Source organism: Brevibacterium sp. CBA3109 (genome assembly GCF_040256645.1).
GTDB lineage: Bacteria > Actinomycetota > Actinomycetes > Actinomycetales > Brevibacteriaceae > Brevibacterium > Brevibacterium koreense.
The window spans coordinates 2,962,224-2,979,312 of record NZ_CP158281.1 but is presented as its reverse complement, the minus strand read 5'-3'; the positions used below and the strand labels follow the sequence as shown (position 1 = coordinate 2,979,312).

Genomic DNA, 17,089 nt, shown 5'->3' with positions numbered 1-17,089 from the left:
ACGAGCCATCGTTGCCCTGGCACCAATCAGTGGCGCGGGGGCGTCGTCGGTTCGGTATCGTCAAACGGGCCGGCGGTGCCGGCAGGACCTTCGGCAGGACCACCGACGGTGGTGGCCGCCTGGGTGCGAAGGATTTCGCGGATGTCGCCGAGCAGATCCTCGGTGGTCGGAGGAACTTCTTCCTCCGGAGCTCCGCGCTTGCGCAGCTCGTTGAGCTTGTTCATCGGGACGATGATGATGAAGTAGACGATGGCGGCGACGATCAGGAAGTTGATCGCAGCAGTGATCACAGCGCCCAGGTCAATGGTCGTCTCTGGGACGTTCTCCTTGATCTGGAAGGACAGCGCAGGCCCGTCCGCGCCACCGACGGCAGCGATCAGCGGACTGATGATCTTATCGGAGAAGGCCGTCACGATTCCAGTGAAGGCGCCGCCGATGATCACCGCGGTTGCGAGTTCGACGACATTTCCTTGGAGAATGAAGTCTCTGAAGCCTTTAAGCATTAGAGGCACCCTTTCGGCGCATATGTCAACATCAATACGGTGTGAAACACTTCTATTACGACTATATGATACACACAGGTAACTCGACTTTGCGTCGAAGACATGCGAGCTATCTGCCGCGAAAAGACTTGGTTAGTCAGGGGCGAATCGGGGCAGTGAGGGCGGCCGGTGGTCATACGGGTCTCGGCAGCGGTTCAGCGTTGAATCAGCGCGGAAGGATGGCGAAGCTGATTGGCATCCCGGCGAATTCTGCGATCCTTTCGGCATCATCCGAGGACAATATCACCGAGACAAGCTGCCCTGTTTCAGCGGAAATGCCATCGCCTTTGTCGACCAGTCGGGCTATTGTCACTTCCTTCACGACGACATCAGAGCCCCCATCCGGGAGTGAGCTGAACAGGCGGATTCGCTGTCCTGGCTGCAGGAGTGCTGCCGAAGCATCGTCGGCCAAGCGCACTGGCATGAGCAGATCTGTACTGCCTTCCGGCAGCGCCTGCTGGTCGAGAACCGTCGACTGCGTCAGCGGTGAACCCCGAGACAATCCAGCCGAGGTTCGCTGGTGATCGGCGTCTGAGATTGAAGTGAAAGCCTTGTCCGGGACAAGCTGTGTCGGAAATTCGACAACCGTCAGGTCCTGAGATCGAAGTTCAGTTCCTGGAGGCAGATTCCTGTTGGCCACGACGATGGACGTTCCGCCCTGGTCCGGGGTGAGGATCCAGACCACGAGTGCACATGCACATGCGAAGCAGACAGCCGCGGCGATCCGCTGTGGTTTGACCCGTGAGGACTTCGACCAGGTTGACGCTCTGGCTCTGATGCGGTGCATGATTCCCATGTCTTGAGCCTGGTTGTGCGCAGATGCTCGGGGCAAGGGAGCAGGCAATGCCTGTGGACAGCCGTCATGTGTCCACAGGCCAATCGCCCATGAGTGTGCGGTCAGTCCACAGCTGCAGTGCGGGTCGATAACGAGTCTGGGTACAAGCGATGTCGTGCTGCAGGCACAAGCACTGTCGTGAAACCGGACGGCACATGCGTTGCATCGAGAGCCGGTCAAGGTGTCGGCACGATGGCGACGGAGTCAGCTGGCTGGGGTGCTGCTGGCTGCCGGGGTGCTCTTGGCCGGTGAGCTCGATGTCGATGAAGACGAATCCGAAGAGCTCGACGATTCCTTTGACGAGCTGGATGAGTTCGACGAACCAGACGAACTCGAGGAGTCGGCGTTTGCGGAAGAGGAGACTGTGCTCGAATTGCTCGCGCGAGAGTCGGTGGCGTAGAAGCCGGAACCCTTGAAACTGATTCCCACAGTGCCGAAGACCTTTTTCAGGCGTCCCTGGCATTCGGGGCAGACCGTGAGCGAGTCATCGCTGAAGTCTTGGTGGATATCAAAAGCATGACCACAGCTCTTGCAGGCGTAGGAGTAAACGGGCATTCGAGACCTTTCTTCGACGAGAAGATTATAGTCCACTGCGCTTGGCCGCGAGTAACGCTTGGGGTGAGCGGTTCAAACGGCCGTGTCTTGTCCACAGGGTCACGCGCGCGAGTGGGTTCCTGCGGCCCACAATCGAGCATCGGCGACACACAATCATAGGTGGACCCCATTCCAGTCGCTGCTGGAGCCGATCAGCGTCTCGGTTCAGACGAAGGAGTGAACACCGTCATCGGTCACGGCCCGGGAGATCTGCAGGTCCCAGGGTTCAACGGTGAGTCCTGAGAGCCCGATCTCGTTCGAGAAGCAGACTCCGTAGATCAGGCCAGTGTGGTCGTTGCCTGCCAGGGGCACCTCGCCCTGCGGGCCGAACGTGCGGTCGTAGAAACCTCCACCGTTGCCCAAGCGGGCACCCTGGGGCCCGAACCCGAGGGCGGGGACGAACGCAAGGGCAGGGGCCACCTCGGCGGACAGGAGGTCAGGGGCGGTGAGTGTGGGGGAGGGTTCACGAATTCCCCACTTTCCGCGAGGTTCGATGGTGGTCATGGATTCGGTGACGGCACCGAACATGAGGGCATGACCGACCTTGGTGACTACGGGAAGGTAGACGGTTCCGCCGTGGGCAAGGAACCGGTCGATGAACGAATCCATGTCGGGTTCGCCAGCCAGGGCGGCATAGGCGAGCACCGAACGGTCACTCAGGTCCAGGTCCGGCCACAGGCTTTCGACCACTCGCCAGGCAGACTCGGCGACCGACGACTTCGTCGCAGCGGTTGACGATTCAGGGTCCGTGGCAGTCCGAGTTGCACGTTCGGAACGTATGCGTGCACGCAATTGCGCCTTTGAAGTTTCTGCATCCACGCTCATCAGCCTAATCGGAGACGCCGTGATTGGTTAAGATGAACTGCATGAGTGATGAATCGCAGCGCACAGTGCGCAAGGCCGTGATCCCCGTGGCCGGTCTGGGTACCCGTTTCCTCCCCGCCACGAAGGCGACGCCCAAGGAGATGCTGCCTGTCGTCGACAAACCGGCCATCCAATACGTCGTCGAAGAGGCAGCCGATGCCGGACTCCAGGATGTTCTCATGATCACGGGTCGCAACAAGCGACCCCTGGAGGACCACTTCGACCGCGTCGACGGTCTCGAGGCCGCACTGGCGAAGAAGGGCGACACAGAGAAACTCGCCGCTGTTCGTCACGCATCCGAACTCGCCGACATCCACTACGTCCGCCAGGGTGACCCGAAGGGGCTGGGCCACGCCGTGCTCAAGGGCCGCCAGCATGTGGGCCAGGAACCGTTCGCGGTTCTGCTCGGTGACGATCTCATCGACGAACGCAGCCCGATCCTGCCGAAGATGATCGACGTTGCCGAGAAGACCGGCGGCAGCGTTGTCGCGCTCATGGAGGTCCCGCCCGAAGCGATCCACCTCTACGGGTGCGCCGCCGTTGAAGCCACCGACGATGACGAGGTCGTCAGGATCACCGGGCTGGTCGAGAAGCCCGAACAGGGCCAAGCCCCGTCGAATCTTGCGATCATCGGCCGCTACGTCCTCGCACCGGAGATCTTCGACGTCCTCGAGACCACGAAGCCGGGTCGCGGCGACGAAATCCAGCTCACCGACGCCCTCCAGACACTCGCCGAACAGGACGGCGGCAACGGCGTCTACGGAGTCGTGTTCAAGGGTGCCCGCTATGACACGGGCGACAAACTCGACTACCTCAAGGCTGTCGTGCAGATCGCCAGCGCTCGCGAGGACCTGGGAGCTGACCTCAACAGCTGGCTGAAGGATTACGTGGCAACGCTTCCCTGAACGTCGTTGGATCATCGCACCAGTGGGCATCATTGGGTGAGCACCCAAGAGCGGAGGCAGCCGTTTGTGGCCAGTCATCCTGACTGATCAGCAGTCCGACATCGTGCTGCGCCCGCTGCATCGACGCGACGAGGGTCAGTGGCGAGAAGTCCGCCGACACAACCGGAATTGGCTGCGTCCCTGGGACGCGACGCTGCCGATTCCCGGCCAGCAGCTGCCGGGCTTTCGGACCATGGTCCGCATGTACGACAAGCAGGCCAAGCGGGGACAGTCGGTGCCGCTGGCGATCGAGGTCGGCGGCGAATTCCGCGGCCAACTCACCGTTTCGAGCATCAGTTGGGGATCCATCCTCAGCGGACAGATCGGCTACTGGATCGATTCGCGAGTCGCCGGACGCGGCATCACCCCCATCGCCGTTGCCATGGCTGTCGACCACTGCCTCTTCGCCCTGGGGCTGCACCGCATCGAAATCAACATCCGACCCGAGAACACGGCCAGCCTGCGCGTGGTCGAGAAGCTCGGCCTCCGGGACGAGGGACTGCGCGAGAAATACATGCACATCGACGGGCGATGGTGTGACCACCGTACGTTCGCCCTGGTCGCCGAGGAGGTTCCACAGGGAATTCTCGCCGCGTACCGTCACAGCCTGAGAAAGCTGTGAACTTGGCATCTGTTTAACCGACACACCACATCCCTTCACGTCGTTGCCGATCCGGGCACTCTAGGGTTGCAGTGTGGACACCAGCATCATCGTCGTTATCGCCATCATCGTGGTCTTCGTCGTTGTCGTGCCCACAATGATCCGCAAATCAGCCACGGAGCTCTCCCGCGTCGAGGTCGACACCGTCCCGGATCGGGCGCAGGTCGTCGCCGCCGACCCCCAGATCCCCGGCCACGATCACACGGAACGCGCGAGAGTATTCCACTCCTCGGTCAGCATCGAAGCGACCGTTCCACGCCCCGACGTCGCAGCGATGACGGGCGCACCGAAGCTCAGCCTCTCCGCGCGTGCACCGGAGTTCGCCGTCATCGACGGACAGGTTGGCTCGAGTTCGACCACGGACACGAGCTCCACCATCACCGAGGCGAACGAACAGTACCAGCGCAGTTCCCTGCCTGTGGCCGTCGGTGAAACCCGCTCCACTTACCTCGACAGCCACAGCTCACACGAGGCAGCCGCCTCGGCGACGGTCGACAACGTTCGACTGCTGCATCCCGCAGTACACGCCGTGTTCAACCAGTCCCAGCGGGGTTCGAGCGGCCATGGCCCGAACGGACACGGCCTGAACGCCCAGGGTTCGTCGACAAGCCGAGATTCAGGCAGCACCAGCCACATCGGCGAGCACTCCGGGACGATTCCGATCCGCCCGGGAAGGGCTGCGCCACGATCGCCGCACAGTCGATCCAGCGAAGCCGTCACCACTGGCACAGCAGAGACAAGCAGACGAGGTACACAGATTCCCACCCCGACTTTCGGAGCCGATGAGGACCATTCGATGACTGAGAAAGCAACGACACTGCGCGAGTCGATGAAATCGCTGGGTGCGGTGACGCGAGGATTCGCACTGCTCTTCCTGGCCTCTGCCTTGGGCGTTCTGGTGACCGGCGTACTCGCGATGTTCTCGGTCGTCCATGTCGCTCTCACCGGAGTGTTCCTCGGACTCGCGGTCGTCTCCCTGGTCATCGTGCGCACACTCAACCTGCGCAAATATGAGATCAAGGCTCGCCTCCGGGAACTCGACGGCGGGATGGTGAAGACCAAGCGCACCGCGCCGAAGCAGAGAACGGCTGCGAAGCCAGCCGCGGCCTCGGTTCCTGCTGCCCCGACATCTGCTGCGTCGAAGGCCACGGAAGCCCAGCCCGGTGAGGCACGGTCGGCAGGATCGACGAAGGCTGCCCAGGCGCGTGCCGTCATGCAGCGCAATGTGAGCGCCAAGCAGACCAAAGAAGAGGCCGCCACGGGCGAAATTCCAATCGTGCGAATTCGCAATGAAGCCGCAGAAGGTCACACCACCCGTCAGGTGCTGCTCACCGGCCCGATCCCCATCATCGAAGAACCAGCGCCCGACGCAGCGGCAACAGACGCTAAGGCAACAGAGTCCACGGAGACAGACGCTGTGGAGAATGCGGCTGCAGCCGAGTCGGCATCCGCTATCCAGGCGGAGAGCTTCGCGGCGACCGCCGATTCGACCCTCGACGTGGGGTCGGCTTCCGAGACTGAGGCCGTGCCGCAGGCCGAGGCGGTTGCCGAGAGTGACTACGCACAGGACGCCGACGTCGTGGCGGCCGCGTCGAATGTCGATACCGCCAAGGTGAACGATCCGTTCATGCAGCGGCTGCAGGCGCGTGATGCCTGGTCACCGACGCCGCTGCCAGTCCCCAGCTATGTTGAGGCCCCACAGGTTGAGCACCCGATCCCCGAGTCGAAGGCGGCCGATGCGTCTTCCTACGAGACCGAGGCCCGCAGCCGCGAGGACATCGCAGCTCAGTTCGCCGCTGAACTCGGCTACCGCCCAGAACTCAGCGATTCGGCTCGTGAGGACAGCCCACTGGACCACGGTCGCAAGGCGATCCGGACCAACAAGGCTCCCGAGCTGGGCGCCATCGACGACGTTCTCGCTCGCCGCCGCGCCTGAAGCTCTAAGCTTTCAGGTCTTCGGAGCAGGTGAGCAGATTCAGTCGGTGTCGAAGAGGAACCAGCAGATGGAGTTGCGTCGCCTCTGATCCGCAAGGACGAGTTCAAGGACCGGCCCGGGCAGCTGGTCTCTCTGCCAGTCACGTTCGGTCCGTCCCGCCGCAGGATCCTCGGGATTCGCACTGCGGGCGGCTTTGATGGCATAGGCCGCCGCACCAAGATCGTGTTCGGCAACGTGCCCGACACAGGCCGCCTGTCCCGCCGAATAGGCCGCGAACCGAGCTGCACCTCGCAACGGGCGGGCAGCGGCCATAGCGTGTCCTCCGGCGGTGCGCGCCCGCATCATCTCCACGGTGCCTTCCGCCCAGGCACGTGTGGCAGCCACAGCATCATGGGCTCGTGTGTCCTCCGGAGTTTCGCGTTCGAAGAGGGGCAGGACATGCTCGGCGCAGTCGGCTGCCCACAGTGCAAGCAGTCGATGATCGTCATCTGTCAGTGTGCCGCCCCGTCGAATCGTCACCATTGCCGGGTCACGAACCTCGGGCAGAATCATGAGTGCTCCGTGAGGCGGGCGGCCTCAGCCACAGTGGTCGACTGGCTGCGAAACCAGTCATCGATTTCAGACATGAGAACGTTGATCCGATTGATGTGAGCACTGATCCGGCTCGGTGGTGCACCGATGCGCGGATAGCGTCGAAGGACATCGCTGAGTTGGGAAGTGGCATGCGACGCGAAGCCGTCAAGGAGGGTATCAAGGTCTGGATCCTCATCCGGGCTGCCGGTGAGTTCCATGACGCGAACGGCATGTGCGGGTGCGCGCACAATATGTTTGACCTGTATCGAATCGGCCAGAGGATGCAGGTACGCTGATGCGGCCGCATCTCCGGCTGCCATCGCAGCATGGAACGCAACCTCAGAGTCTGCCTCTCGCCCGGCGCGATGGGCGGCCGGAGCACTCACCCGCTGAGCCATGGATCGCGGCTCTCCGTGGACGAATGCGTGTGCGGCGATGAGAGCCTGACGGGGTCTGCCGTCCTCGGGGCACTGCATTTCGAAGTGAGGGAGAACCACCTCGGCGGCGGCAGAGGTGAACGCAACGACCGATCGGAGGTCCTCCATGCTCAATGAGAAGTCAGCCTGTCGAGGTTGACGGTACGTCTTTCGCTCGCGATCCATGCTCACGCTGTCTGATTGTAGCTGCGACGGTCGGAATTCCGGTCTGGGCAGGAACCTGCGCATAGAGAATGCGTATGCCATGCATGATCGCACGACATGCGCATTGTCTGTAGTCGAGTGGGGCGGGATCAGGCGCGGGGCAGTGCCACGTACTTGACCTCGAGGAACTCTTCGATACCCACGCTTCCGCCTTCGCGGCCGAGCCCGGATTTTTTCACACCGCCGAAGGGTGCTGCGGGGTTGGAGACCAGGCCGGTGTTGAGGCCGACCATGCCGACCTGCATCTTGTCGGCCAGGTTCAGCGCACGCTCGACGTTCTCACTGAACAGGTAGCCGGCCAGACCGAATTCGGTCTCATTGGCCAATGCGATGCCCTCTTCGTCGGTGTCGAAGGTGACGATGGGCGCGACGGGTCCGAAGATCTCGGTGGTGCGGATCTCGGAGTCCAGCGGCACATCGGTCATGACGGTCGGGGTGTAGAAGAAGCCCTTGCCCTCGATCTTCGACCCGCCGGTGAGGACCCTCGCGCCCTTGGACACGGCATCGTCGACGAGGCCGGCGACCTTGTCCAAGGAGTCCTGGTCGACCAGCGGTCCCACTTCGGTGCCTTCGTCGAGACCGTTGCCGACCTTCATCGAACCGATGCGTTCGGTCAGCTTCGCCGAGAACTCCTCAGCAACGGAGGAGTGGACGAACAGACGGTTCGCCGAGGTGCAGGCCTCGCCGCCGTTGCGCATCTTCGCCTGGACCGCACCGGTGACGGCCTTGTCGATGTCGGCGTCATCGCAGACGACGAACGGGGCGTTGCCACCCAGTTCCATCGAAGTCTTCATAACGTTGTCGGCGGCCTGCTTGAGCAGACCCACACCCACCTCGGTGGATCCGGTGAACGTGACCTTGCGAGCGATGCCGGATTCCATCCACGGGGTGACGACGCGGCGCGCGGAATCAGAAGTGACGACGTTGAGGACACCGGCGGGCAGGCCGGCCTCGACGAGCACGTCGACGAGCATGAGAGAGGTCAGCGGGGTCAGCTTCGCAGGCTTGAACACCATGGTGCAGCCGGCGGCGATGGCCGGGCCGATCTTGCGGGTGCCCATGGCCAGCGGGAAGTTCCATGGGGTGATGAGGATGCAGGGGCCGACCGGTTCGCGGGAGACCATGACGCGAGTCTTTCCGTCGGTTGATTGGGTGTATTCGCCGCCGACGCGCACAGCCTCCTCGGAGAACCAGCGGAAGAACTCGGCCCCATATGTGACCTCGCCCTTGGACTCGGCGAAGGGCTTGCCCATCTCCGCGGTCATGACCGCGGCGATGTCGTCGGCACGTTCGATGAGGAGTTCGAAGGCGCGGCGGAGGATCTCGGCACGTTCGCGCGGCGGGGTGGCCGCCCACGACTCCTGGGTGTCACCGGCGACCTTGATGGCCTCTTCAGCATCGGCTGCGGATCCGTCGGCGACCGTCGTGATGAGGTCACCGGTCGCGGGATTGGTGACGTCGATGGTCTTTCCACCCTCGGCATCACGCCACTGGCCATTGATGAACAGTCCGGTGTTGAGCTTGTCGATGATCGGCGTGATGTCCACGACAGATCCTCCCTTGGTTGTCGAAAAGGCGTGGCTGCGTCGTGGCCGAAAGACACGGTAGAGCGCAACAGTGAACAGTGTAGTGGTGAGGACCGGTGCGTGTGATGCGGATTTCGTTGGCTGAGGTTCGCTGGAATACGAGCTTCGAGGCATGGCCGACAGAGAGGGATGGATGAGGGCACTGCTCGTCACCAGGACTATGTGGTGCATCGTGATCCCGAGAACTCGGGGGCGGCTACATTCTCACGTTCGTGCCCGCTCAGGCACGCAGCTCTTCGAACTCGGGGTGCTTGCGGAAGAACTCCATGACATATGAACAGGTCGTACGGAACTTCAGATCCGCCTCGGCGCTGGTCTCGAGGGCGAAGCGCACCAAATGCGCCGCGAGCCCACGGCCACCGAACGCAGGGGAGACCTCCGTGTGGGTGAACGTGCGCACTGCGGCCTCGGAAGTGTCGTCCGGGCTGGCCTCGCGGTCGACGTAGTCGACGTGTCCGATGACCTTCTCGTCGTGGCTCACCGTGAAGCGCGATGCCGCGATGTCCTGGGTGAAGGTGTACGTCTCGTCCGAGATCTCGAGGTCCATGTACGCTCCTAAGGGCGAAGGTGTCGGTCATTGCCATGCCGCCATGTCAATGTGTCAGTCCTGATGCATGAAACTATAGTGGTGTTCGCCGCTAAGCGACTAGCCTGTTGAACAACCTGTTCTTTCGGCCGTTCCTGGCGACGGTCAGACATCCTCAAGGAGCCGACCTATGTCCTCTTACGCACCCGCCACCATGGTCGATGCTCACACGCTGATCCTGCACGAAGCAGGTTTCGAAGTCAGCGAACTCTGCCTCGACGACATCGACGACTATGTTGAGCTCGTCGCCTCCGCCTACCGTGGTGAGTTCTCAAAGCAGGGGTGGACGACCGAGGCGGATCTGCTCAGCGGCCAGCGACTTGATGCTGATATGGCCCGCGAGATGCTCGGCGAACCCGATTCGTCGATGATCTTGGTCAGGTCGGCCGAGGGCCAGGCAGTCGGCAGCGTCTACCTGCGGCAACCCGTCGACAACATTGCCTATCTCGGCGTGCTTGCGGTCTCTCCGGTGGGGCAGGGGCAGGGTGTGGGGTCGGCACTGATGAACCTCGCCGAGGCGTGGGTGGTCGAACGTTGGAGCGCCCACTCGCTGCAGATGAGCGTCATCAACAAACGGACCGAGCTCATTGCATACTACGGGCGCCGAGGCTACGAACGCACCGGAGAGGTCGAGCCCTTCCCCTATGGTGACGATCGTTTCGGTGTGCCGCTGGTCGACGACCTCGAGTTCGTCCTTCTGGTCAAGCCCCTGCGCTGAGGCTCAACTGCGAGCCGCCCTCGGCGAGGTGAAAATGGTGCTCAGCGAGATTCGCTGAGCACCATTTTCTGTCGCGCTCAGAGCAGCGGAGCTGCGTGGCTTCGTCGGGGTGCCTCAGAAGATCATGGCCGGGACGACGAGACCACCGACGAGCACGAGGGGTCCGATGATGACCATCGACATGCCGAACTTCACGAGGATGCTTGTGAGCCGCGCCTTGTGATCGCCTGGAGCCGTGGCCACGACCGTGGCGCCCAGTGTTGAGAACGGTGAGACGTCGATGACTGCTGAGCACACGCCGAGTGCCTCGATGAGCGGCGATCCGATCGCCTCGGCGCCCTCACCCAGGAGGTCCACGGCACCCATCGTCTGCAGCACGCCGACGAAGGTGATGATGCCGGCCACGAGCAGAACGGTCGACCAGTCGATCTTGGGCAGCGCGGCCCTGCCGGTCTGGGGATCGGCGAGCGAGAGGATCGCGCCGAACAGGAAGCACAGCAGCCCGATATCGGGTTCCTTGCCGAACGCGGCCAGGATGAGGACTGAGCCGATGAGGCTGACCATGAGGACGACGGTGAGGATCTGCACGAACGAGAAGGGACCTGATTCGGTGCTCGCCGAGGCGGATCCGCGGGAGATCGTCGAACCGGAGCCTTCGCCGGTGGCGAAGCAGATCGCCAAGCCCATCAACGCATAGTCGACTCCGTACTTGCGGGCCACCTGCATGCCCACCGGCATCATGACGAGACCGGCCAGAGGCGCACCCATGGAGGCAATGCCGGCTGCGCCGACGAGCATGAGCACGCCGATCTGCACACCGCGGATCGCACCGATCGCCAACAGAGCGATGAAGATCAACAACGGCAGGGGCGGCTAACGCAAAGCGAAGGGCCGGCATCTCCCGAATACCGGCGCTCGAGTGTGCTGTGCGCAGGTCAGCCCATGACGTTTCCGCTTGTTTGCGCCGGAGACCGCAGGCGGGAGAAGGTTCCCAGATTCAATTCCCCGCCTGTGTGCTCGAGCGCAACCCGGACGGGATCACCGTCGTGGTCATGGCCGTGCTCGACGGCGTCGATGAGTTCTGCCATGAGTTCGCCGACCATCGGCGCATTCTTGAATTGGTTGCCGCTCGTCCCGATCGCCTGATAGAAGCCATCTGTCTCGCAGCGATCATAGATGGGGGTCCAGTCGGTGGAGGCATCGTAGACGCCGACGACTCCGCGGGCCCTGTTCGGGATCGTGATGTCATTGAAGCGTTTGGCCGCTCGCAGTGCCTGCGTCTCGAACTGCTCGGGACGAACGCTCATCGATACGGTGTCTGGGTCCTTGACCCACTCCAACTCGTCGCACTCGGGTTCCGAACCTCCGATGAGCAGCTGGCCTCCCACCTCGGCGCGCATATAGGTGCCGATGCCGGCATCGAGGAGGGCGGGAATGGGAGAGCCGTCGCTGCGGATGACGATTGACTCCGCTGGCAGGGTATGGACCTCTTGGCGCAGGGGAGTCACCGAGATTCCGTGGTCGGATCCGACCTTCGCGAGCTCGTTGAGCCGCGATGACCAGGGCCCGGCCGCGTTCACCACGACCTCAGCATCGAGAACTCGACCGTCGGCGAGTTTGAGCGACCAGGCAGTGGCACCCTCGCCTGTGCTGCCGTCATCACCGGGCGAGCCGGCGATGCTGTGATCTGTATTGATGGTTCGGTGCTGCAGACTGATGACCTCGGCGTTGTAGAGGAACTGGGCATCATGTCGTTTGGCGGCGCGGGCGAAGTTCTCCGTAGCCAGTACAGGATCGGAGATGTACCCGCCGTCCGGTGTGTACAGCGCCGTCGCGGGCTCGTTGCTGTCTTCGAGGAACCCCGGATCATCGGGGCGCACGGGAGGGTAGTGGTTCGAGGTGTCGATGCCGGGCAGCTCACGGGCGAGGTCGGCCGCGTCCCAGTCGGTGTAGGGGATCGAGAGATCCTCGAAGTCTGTGCGGACGGTGGTCGGGAGCAGTCCGGGTACGTCGATGACGGCCATGCCGGTGCGAATGAAGTCCGCGACAGGCTCCGATTCCGGTGCCTGCACATAGTCCCGCAGGTTATCCCACAGGTGCTTCGACTCCCATGCCAGGGCGATTGAGTCCCGCAGAGAATAGGTGAAGCGAACGATCGCGCTGGTGGCTCCGGTCGAGCCCTGCGCCGGCCCGGACTTCTTGTCGACGACGGTGACCGCGTATCCGCGTTTGGCCAAAGAGAACGCGATTGACGCCCCCATCACACCGCTGCCGACGACTATCGCGCTCGCGCTCATTGCTGCACCCTTCGCCTGAATCATGGTTCGTCTTGGCAATCAGCGTAGCGAAGTTGGGCAGTTCGCAGAGGGCTCTTCCAGCATGTGCGCTCTCGGTTCGGCGTTCACTGCTTGGCTCGGCGCTCAGGTCAACAGGAGGGCACCGCCCAGTCCGATCACGGCAATGATGAGAGTCGTCGTCGCGGCCAGGCCGATCGGACCGGCGCCGAGGTCTCGCAGCGAACGCCATCGGACCCCGCGTCCCAGGGCGAACATCGCCATGGCCAGACACATGGTTTGGACCCAGCTCAGACCGGCGACCGCGACGTCCGGCAGCAGACCGAAGGTGCGCAAGCCCGCCATGAGGAGGAAGCCGAGGACGAAGAGGGGGACTATGGGCGGACGCTTTGCGGCGGGTTGGGTGGATGGTGCAGACGACCCAGACCCAGCACCCGACGAGGACTGCGGGGCTGCCTCGGCGGTCGGTGCCACCGATGCTTCCTCCCGACTTTCGTTGCGGCGCATCACCATGCTGAGCACGGCGACAGTCGGGGCGAGCATGATGACACGGGAGAGCTTGACGAGGACGGCGACCTGCAGAGCAGCGGGGCCGATGATGCCGCCGATCGCGACGACCTGCGCGACCTCGTGCGTGGACGCCCCGCCCCACATGCCTGCGGTGTCCTGAGCCAGCCCGAAGGCAAGACTCAGCGAGGGGATCACAGCGATCATCAGCGTGCCGAAGAGGACCACGAGACCAATCGCCGCGGCCACGTCCTCCTTCTTCGCCTTCAGCGTCGACTCGATCCCGGCGACTGCGGCGGCTCCGCAGATGCCGAACCCACAGCCGATGAGCAGAGCGAGATTCGACTCGACGCGGAACGGACGTGCCAGCAGCAGGCTGGAGATGACGCCTGTGGCGACGACGACTGCGGCGAGGACGAGGACCAGCCAGCCGAGTTCGAGGATGTCGCCGAGGACGACCTGCGCGCCGAGGGCGACAATGCCCAAACGCAGGAGTGGCTTAGCCGCGAAATCGAGGCCGGGCCGGAATGTCTGAGGCAGTTCGGGGAGCACGTTTCCGACGATGATTCCCAGGACGATCGCAATGAGGAGTGGGGAGAGGACGGGGGCTGCCATTGAGACGGGCCACGCGATCGCTGTGGCAGCTGCGGCGACTCCCAAACCGGGGAGGAGACGGACAATGCGTTTCATGAGTTCAGTCTGTCAAGCGGTCAGCGGATTCGGTAGTCGGCAGTGTTCGGCCGACCCGGATGGCGCTGCTGGAGCACATGGTGCGCGTGCAGGACTGAGACATCAGTGCGGAGTGGTCGGCACACGACATATATTGGGAAAATGACCTCACGAGAATCGTCCCACGCGCCAGAAACCGTTGTCGTCGAAGCGGGCCGTCCTCAACGCTCGAACGGTTCGTCGGTGAACCCTCCCATCGAACTGTCCTCGACCTTCGTCGGCAGCGGCGAGACCGATCACGGCGACTATGTCTACGGTCGGTTCTCGACTCCGGGGTGGACTCCGTTCGAAGAGGCACTGGCTGAACTCGAACATGCAGCGTTGCCCGGACTGGTCTTCGGCTCGGGACTGGCGGCGATCGCCGCGGCCCTCAGCCTGGTCCCGCGCGGGGGCACTCTGATCATGCCCCGACACAGCTACCAGGGATCATTGGAGGCCGCCGGTGAGGTTGCGCAACGCAGCGGATTCCGCCTCGCCACCGTCGACATCGTTGACACCGCAGTCGTCGTCGACGCACTCGATGACGTTGAAGCAGTCTCGGCGGTGCTGTGGATCGAATCTCCGACCAACCCGATGCTCGAAGTCGCAGACGTACCCGCACTCATCTCCGCGGCGCGGGATCGCGGCATTCTGACCGTCTTCGACAACACCTTTGCGACTCCACTCCTGCAGACGCCGCTCGATCTGGGCGCGGACGTCGTTGTCCACTCCGTCACCAAATACCTGGCCGGGCATTCAGACGTCGTCCTCGGCGCGGCGCTGACCAACAACGAAGAGCTGCACAAACGGCTTCATGACGAACGCTCACTGCGTGGAGCCATCGCTGGCCCCTTCGAAGTCTGGTTGGCGTTGCGAGGCCTGCGAACGCTGTCCGTGCGCATGGAACGAGCCCAGGCCAATGCCGCACTGATCGCCGAACGACTGAGTTCGCATCCCAACGTCACCGAAACCCGCTATCCGGGTCTGTCCGAGGACCCCGGGCATGAGCGTGCGGCAGCGCAGATGTCGGGATTCGGTGCGATGGTCGCCTTCTGCGTGGAGACCGCGCAACAGGCCACAGCCGTCGCCGAGGCGGTTCGGGTGTGGACCCCCGCCACCTCCCTGGGCGGAGTGGAGTCCCTCATCGAACGCCGGCGGCGCAACGCCTCGGAAGCGGAATCGGTCCCCGACGGATTTCTGCGTCTGAGCGTGGGCATCGAACACGCCGATGACCTGTGGAACGACCTCGACGCGGCCATCCGCGCTGCCCACAGCGCTTGATGACTGAGCAGTTCGTTCTTGACCGTCCGGGGCTTCAGCACCTGGACGAGCTGTTCGAGATCTACAGCGACCCCCGCGTGTGGACCCATTTTCCCAGCGGCCGGATGGTCAAGCGGGAAGAAGCCGGGGCGTTCCTGCTGACCCGCATCGCTGATTGGGAGATCGACGGGCTTGGGACATGGATCGTCCGCGAATCGGAGGATGGTCCGGTGTTGGGTACCTGCGGCTGCGGTGTGAGGCGCATGCCCATGGCCGATGAGTGGAACCCGGAGCGGATCGAGGCCTATTGGAATCTGGGCTACCGCTTCCGCCCCGAGGTCCAGGGCCGCGGCTATGCCAGCGAGATCTCTCGTCTGGCTGTTGCGCGGGCCCAGGAGCTCAAGCCCGAACTGCCTGTCATCGCCTACCTGCTCGAACACAATGTGGCCTCGCGGAAAGTGGCGGAGAAGATCGGCCTGAGCCTGCAGCATCGAGCCCTCGACGCCGGCAACCCCGATCCGCAGGCGATGCGCCTGGTCTTCGCCGATCGGACTCTGACCGAGAGTCAGCTGGCGGCCGCGCTGATCTGACCTGACCGCGCTGATCCCGGTGGCGCTGAGGAGGGTGGGGCTGAAGAGGGTGACGTGGCCGGGTATCAGGCGTACGGTGGTGACCGAAACGAATTTCTACGACGCGTAGAAACCGACCGGGGGAATGCTCATGCCTGAGCACGGAATGAGCGGGCTGATGTGGCACCCGACGCTCCCGCCGACGTTCATGCGAGTCATCGACTGGCACCCACAGCCGATCCCCATCATCGTCATTCTCGCTGTGCTCGGTCTGGTGCTGTATGTGTTCTGCGTGTGGCTGCTGCACCGCCGCGGGGTGTCATGGCCGGTGTCGCGTCTCATCTGGTGGACCCTGGGCATCGCGACCGTCGCCCTCGTCGACGGCACGGCCTTGAACGGCTATGGCATGGCGCTGTTCAGCATGCACATGATCCAGCACATGATTCTGTCGATGCTCAGCCCCATTCTGCTGGTCCTGGGGGCGCCGATCACGTTGATGCTGCGCGTTCTGCCGGCCGGTTCGAGCCGGTGGAATGTGCGGCGTGTGATTCTCTCGATCGTCCACAGTCCCTTCATGCGCGTGCTGACCAATCCGATCGTGACCACGGTGCTGTTCCTGATGAGCCTGTACGGGCTGTATTTCACACCTGCCTTCGATTGGCTGATGTCGACGATGTGGGGACACAACCTGATGTTCATCCACTTCGTGGCCATTGGGATGCTCTACTTCTGGAATATCTTCGGAGTCGACCCTTCGCCGAGAACAAGCAGCAAACGGCGAGTGCGCATTGACCCCACAGTCGTGCAGGTCTTCGAGATCGTGGCCACAGTCCCTTTCCACGCATTCTTCGGCATTGTGGTGATGATGTCGACGGCTTTGCTGACAAGCTTCTACCAAATGCCGATGTGGGGCACCGATCCGTTGAAGGACCAGTTCCTCGGAGGCGGTATCGCGTGGGCCTTCACGGAGATTCCGACCCTCATCATGCTCGGGGTTCTGGTGTTGAAGTGGCAGAGGTCGGATCAACGTCTCAGCCGCCGCCTGGATCGCCAGGCAGACAGGGACGGCGATGCCACACTGCAGGCCTACAACCGCTATTTGGCTTCGCTGTCCGACGCAGACCAGGACGACCGACGCCGCCGGGGGTAACCGCCGGATCCGGCACGACTGGTGGCATGCGAAATAAGAGCTGCTCGCTGAATCACTGACTCCGAGGCGTGTGACCCAGATCAACTTATCGTGCGTTAAGGTTGGGGTGAAAGATCAGTCA

General features: G+C 63.1%; 18 protein-coding genes. 7 read left to right on the top strand and 11 right to left on the bottom strand.

What is annotated here, in order from left to right; genetic code table 11:
* Positions 1-26 precede the first annotated feature (26 nt).
* The 4 genes from mscL to AAFP32_RS13645 all read right to left on the bottom strand — a co-directional run bounded on the left by mscL (position 27) and on the right by AAFP32_RS13645 (position 2,796).
* Positions 27-503 carry a large conductance mechanosensitive channel protein MscL gene (mscL, locus tag AAFP32_RS13660; protein WP_350269581.1) on the bottom strand — a complete coding sequence of 159 codons (477 nt, stop codon included), beginning with the start codon at positions 501-503 and terminating at the stop codon, positions 27-29.
* Positions 504-708: 205 nt separating this feature from the next.
* Positions 709-1,338 carry an SAF domain-containing protein gene (locus tag AAFP32_RS13655; protein ID WP_350269580.1) on the bottom strand — a complete coding sequence of 210 codons (630 nt, stop codon included), beginning with the start codon at positions 1,336-1,338 and terminating at the stop codon, positions 709-711.
* Between the two features lie 243 nt (positions 1,339-1,581).
* Positions 1,582-1,932, bottom strand: a complete 351-nt coding sequence (locus tag AAFP32_RS13650; protein ID WP_101620127.1) for an FmdB family zinc ribbon protein — start codon at positions 1,930-1,932, stop codon at positions 1,582-1,584.
* A 204-nt stretch (positions 1,933-2,136) separates the two neighbouring features.
* On the bottom strand, positions 2,137-2,796 hold the full coding sequence (locus AAFP32_RS13645; protein WP_350269579.1) for a 5-formyltetrahydrofolate cyclo-ligase: 660 nt from the start codon (positions 2,794-2,796) through the stop codon (positions 2,137-2,139).
* Positions 2,797-2,837: 41 nt separating this feature from the next.
* Here AAFP32_RS13645 and galU point away from each other — a divergent pair, with 41 nt between their 5' ends.
* From galU to AAFP32_RS13630, 3 genes are all read left to right on the top strand, one after another.
* Positions 2,838-3,740 (top strand): UTP--glucose-1-phosphate uridylyltransferase GalU, encoded by a 903-nt coding sequence (galU, locus tag AAFP32_RS13640; RefSeq protein WP_350269578.1) that lies wholly within the window; start codon positions 2,838-2,840, stop codon positions 3,738-3,740.
* Between the two features lie 64 nt (positions 3,741-3,804).
* Positions 3,805-4,401: a GNAT family protein gene (locus AAFP32_RS13635; RefSeq protein ID WP_350269577.1), complete on the top strand. Its 597-nt coding sequence runs from the start codon at positions 3,805-3,807 to the stop codon at positions 4,399-4,401.
* 73 nt (positions 4,402-4,474) lie between these two features.
* Positions 4,475-6,376, top strand: a complete 1,902-nt coding sequence (locus AAFP32_RS13630; RefSeq protein WP_350269576.1) for a hypothetical protein — start codon at positions 4,475-4,477, stop codon at positions 6,374-6,376.
* Between the two features lie 39 nt (positions 6,377-6,415).
* Here the strand turns inward: AAFP32_RS13630 and AAFP32_RS13625 are convergent, their stop codons facing one another.
* The 4 genes from AAFP32_RS13625 to AAFP32_RS13610 form a co-directional block, all read right to left on the bottom strand.
* On the bottom strand, positions 6,416-6,928 hold the full coding sequence (locus AAFP32_RS13625; protein ID WP_350269575.1) for a putative immunity protein: 513 nt from the start codon (positions 6,926-6,928) through the stop codon (positions 6,416-6,418).
* Positions 6,925-7,551, bottom strand: coding sequence for a putative immunity protein (locus tag AAFP32_RS13620; RefSeq protein WP_350271503.1), 627 nt, complete (start codon positions 7,549-7,551; stop codon positions 6,925-6,927). The genes AAFP32_RS13625 and AAFP32_RS13620 overlap by 4 nt, the downstream gene beginning before the upstream one ends.
* A 128-nt stretch (positions 7,552-7,679) precedes the next feature.
* On the bottom strand, positions 7,680-9,137 hold the full coding sequence (locus AAFP32_RS13615; protein ID WP_350269574.1) for an NAD-dependent succinate-semialdehyde dehydrogenase: 1,458 nt from the start codon (positions 9,135-9,137) through the stop codon (positions 7,680-7,682).
* 259 nt (positions 9,138-9,396) lie between these two features.
* Positions 9,397-9,723, bottom strand: a complete 327-nt coding sequence (locus AAFP32_RS13610) for a GNAT family N-acetyltransferase (protein WP_350269573.1) — start codon at positions 9,721-9,723, stop codon at positions 9,397-9,399.
* Between the two features lie 169 nt (positions 9,724-9,892).
* Between AAFP32_RS13610 and AAFP32_RS13605 the strand changes: the two genes are divergently transcribed.
* Positions 9,893-10,480 carry a GNAT family N-acetyltransferase gene (locus tag AAFP32_RS13605; protein ID WP_350269572.1) on the top strand — a complete coding sequence of 196 codons (588 nt, stop codon included), beginning with the start codon at positions 9,893-9,895 and terminating at the stop codon, positions 10,478-10,480.
* Positions 10,481-10,594: 114 nt separating this feature from the next.
* On the opposite strand, the gene AAFP32_RS13600 is transcribed toward AAFP32_RS13605, so the two are convergent.
* The 3 genes from AAFP32_RS13600 to AAFP32_RS13590 form a co-directional block, all read right to left on the bottom strand.
* Entirely contained in the window at positions 10,595-11,338 is a 744-nt protein-coding gene (locus AAFP32_RS13600; protein WP_350269571.1) for an SLC13 family permease, read from the bottom strand.
* Positions 11,339-11,415: 77 nt separating this feature from the next.
* The gene (locus tag AAFP32_RS13595; RefSeq protein WP_350269570.1) at positions 11,416-12,777 is read right to left on the bottom strand and encodes an FAD-dependent oxidoreductase; all 1,362 of its coding nucleotides are present in this window, start codon (positions 12,775-12,777) and stop codon (positions 11,416-11,418) included.
* A 123-nt stretch (positions 12,778-12,900) separates the two neighbouring features.
* On the bottom strand, positions 12,901-13,971 hold the full coding sequence (locus tag AAFP32_RS13590) for a YeiH family protein (protein WP_350269569.1): 1,071 nt from the start codon (positions 13,969-13,971) through the stop codon (positions 12,901-12,903).
* 141 nt (positions 13,972-14,112) lie between these two features.
* Between AAFP32_RS13590 and AAFP32_RS13585 the strand changes: the two genes are divergently transcribed.
* From AAFP32_RS13585 to AAFP32_RS13575, 3 genes are all read left to right on the top strand, one after another.
* The gene (locus AAFP32_RS13585; RefSeq protein ID WP_350269568.1) at positions 14,113-15,270 is read left to right on the top strand and encodes a PLP-dependent aspartate aminotransferase family protein; all 1,158 of its coding nucleotides are present in this window, start codon (positions 14,113-14,115) and stop codon (positions 15,268-15,270) included.
* The gene (locus AAFP32_RS13580) at positions 15,270-15,839 is read left to right on the top strand and encodes a GNAT family N-acetyltransferase (protein ID WP_350269567.1); all 570 of its coding nucleotides are present in this window, start codon (positions 15,270-15,272) and stop codon (positions 15,837-15,839) included. Before AAFP32_RS13585 ends, AAFP32_RS13580 begins: the two co-directional genes overlap by 1 nt.
* A gap of 130 nt (positions 15,840-15,969) precedes the next feature.
* Positions 15,970-16,968, top strand: coding sequence for a cytochrome c oxidase assembly protein (locus tag AAFP32_RS13575; RefSeq protein WP_350269566.1), 999 nt, complete (start codon positions 15,970-15,972; stop codon positions 16,966-16,968).
* Positions 16,969-17,089 lie beyond the last annotated feature (121 nt).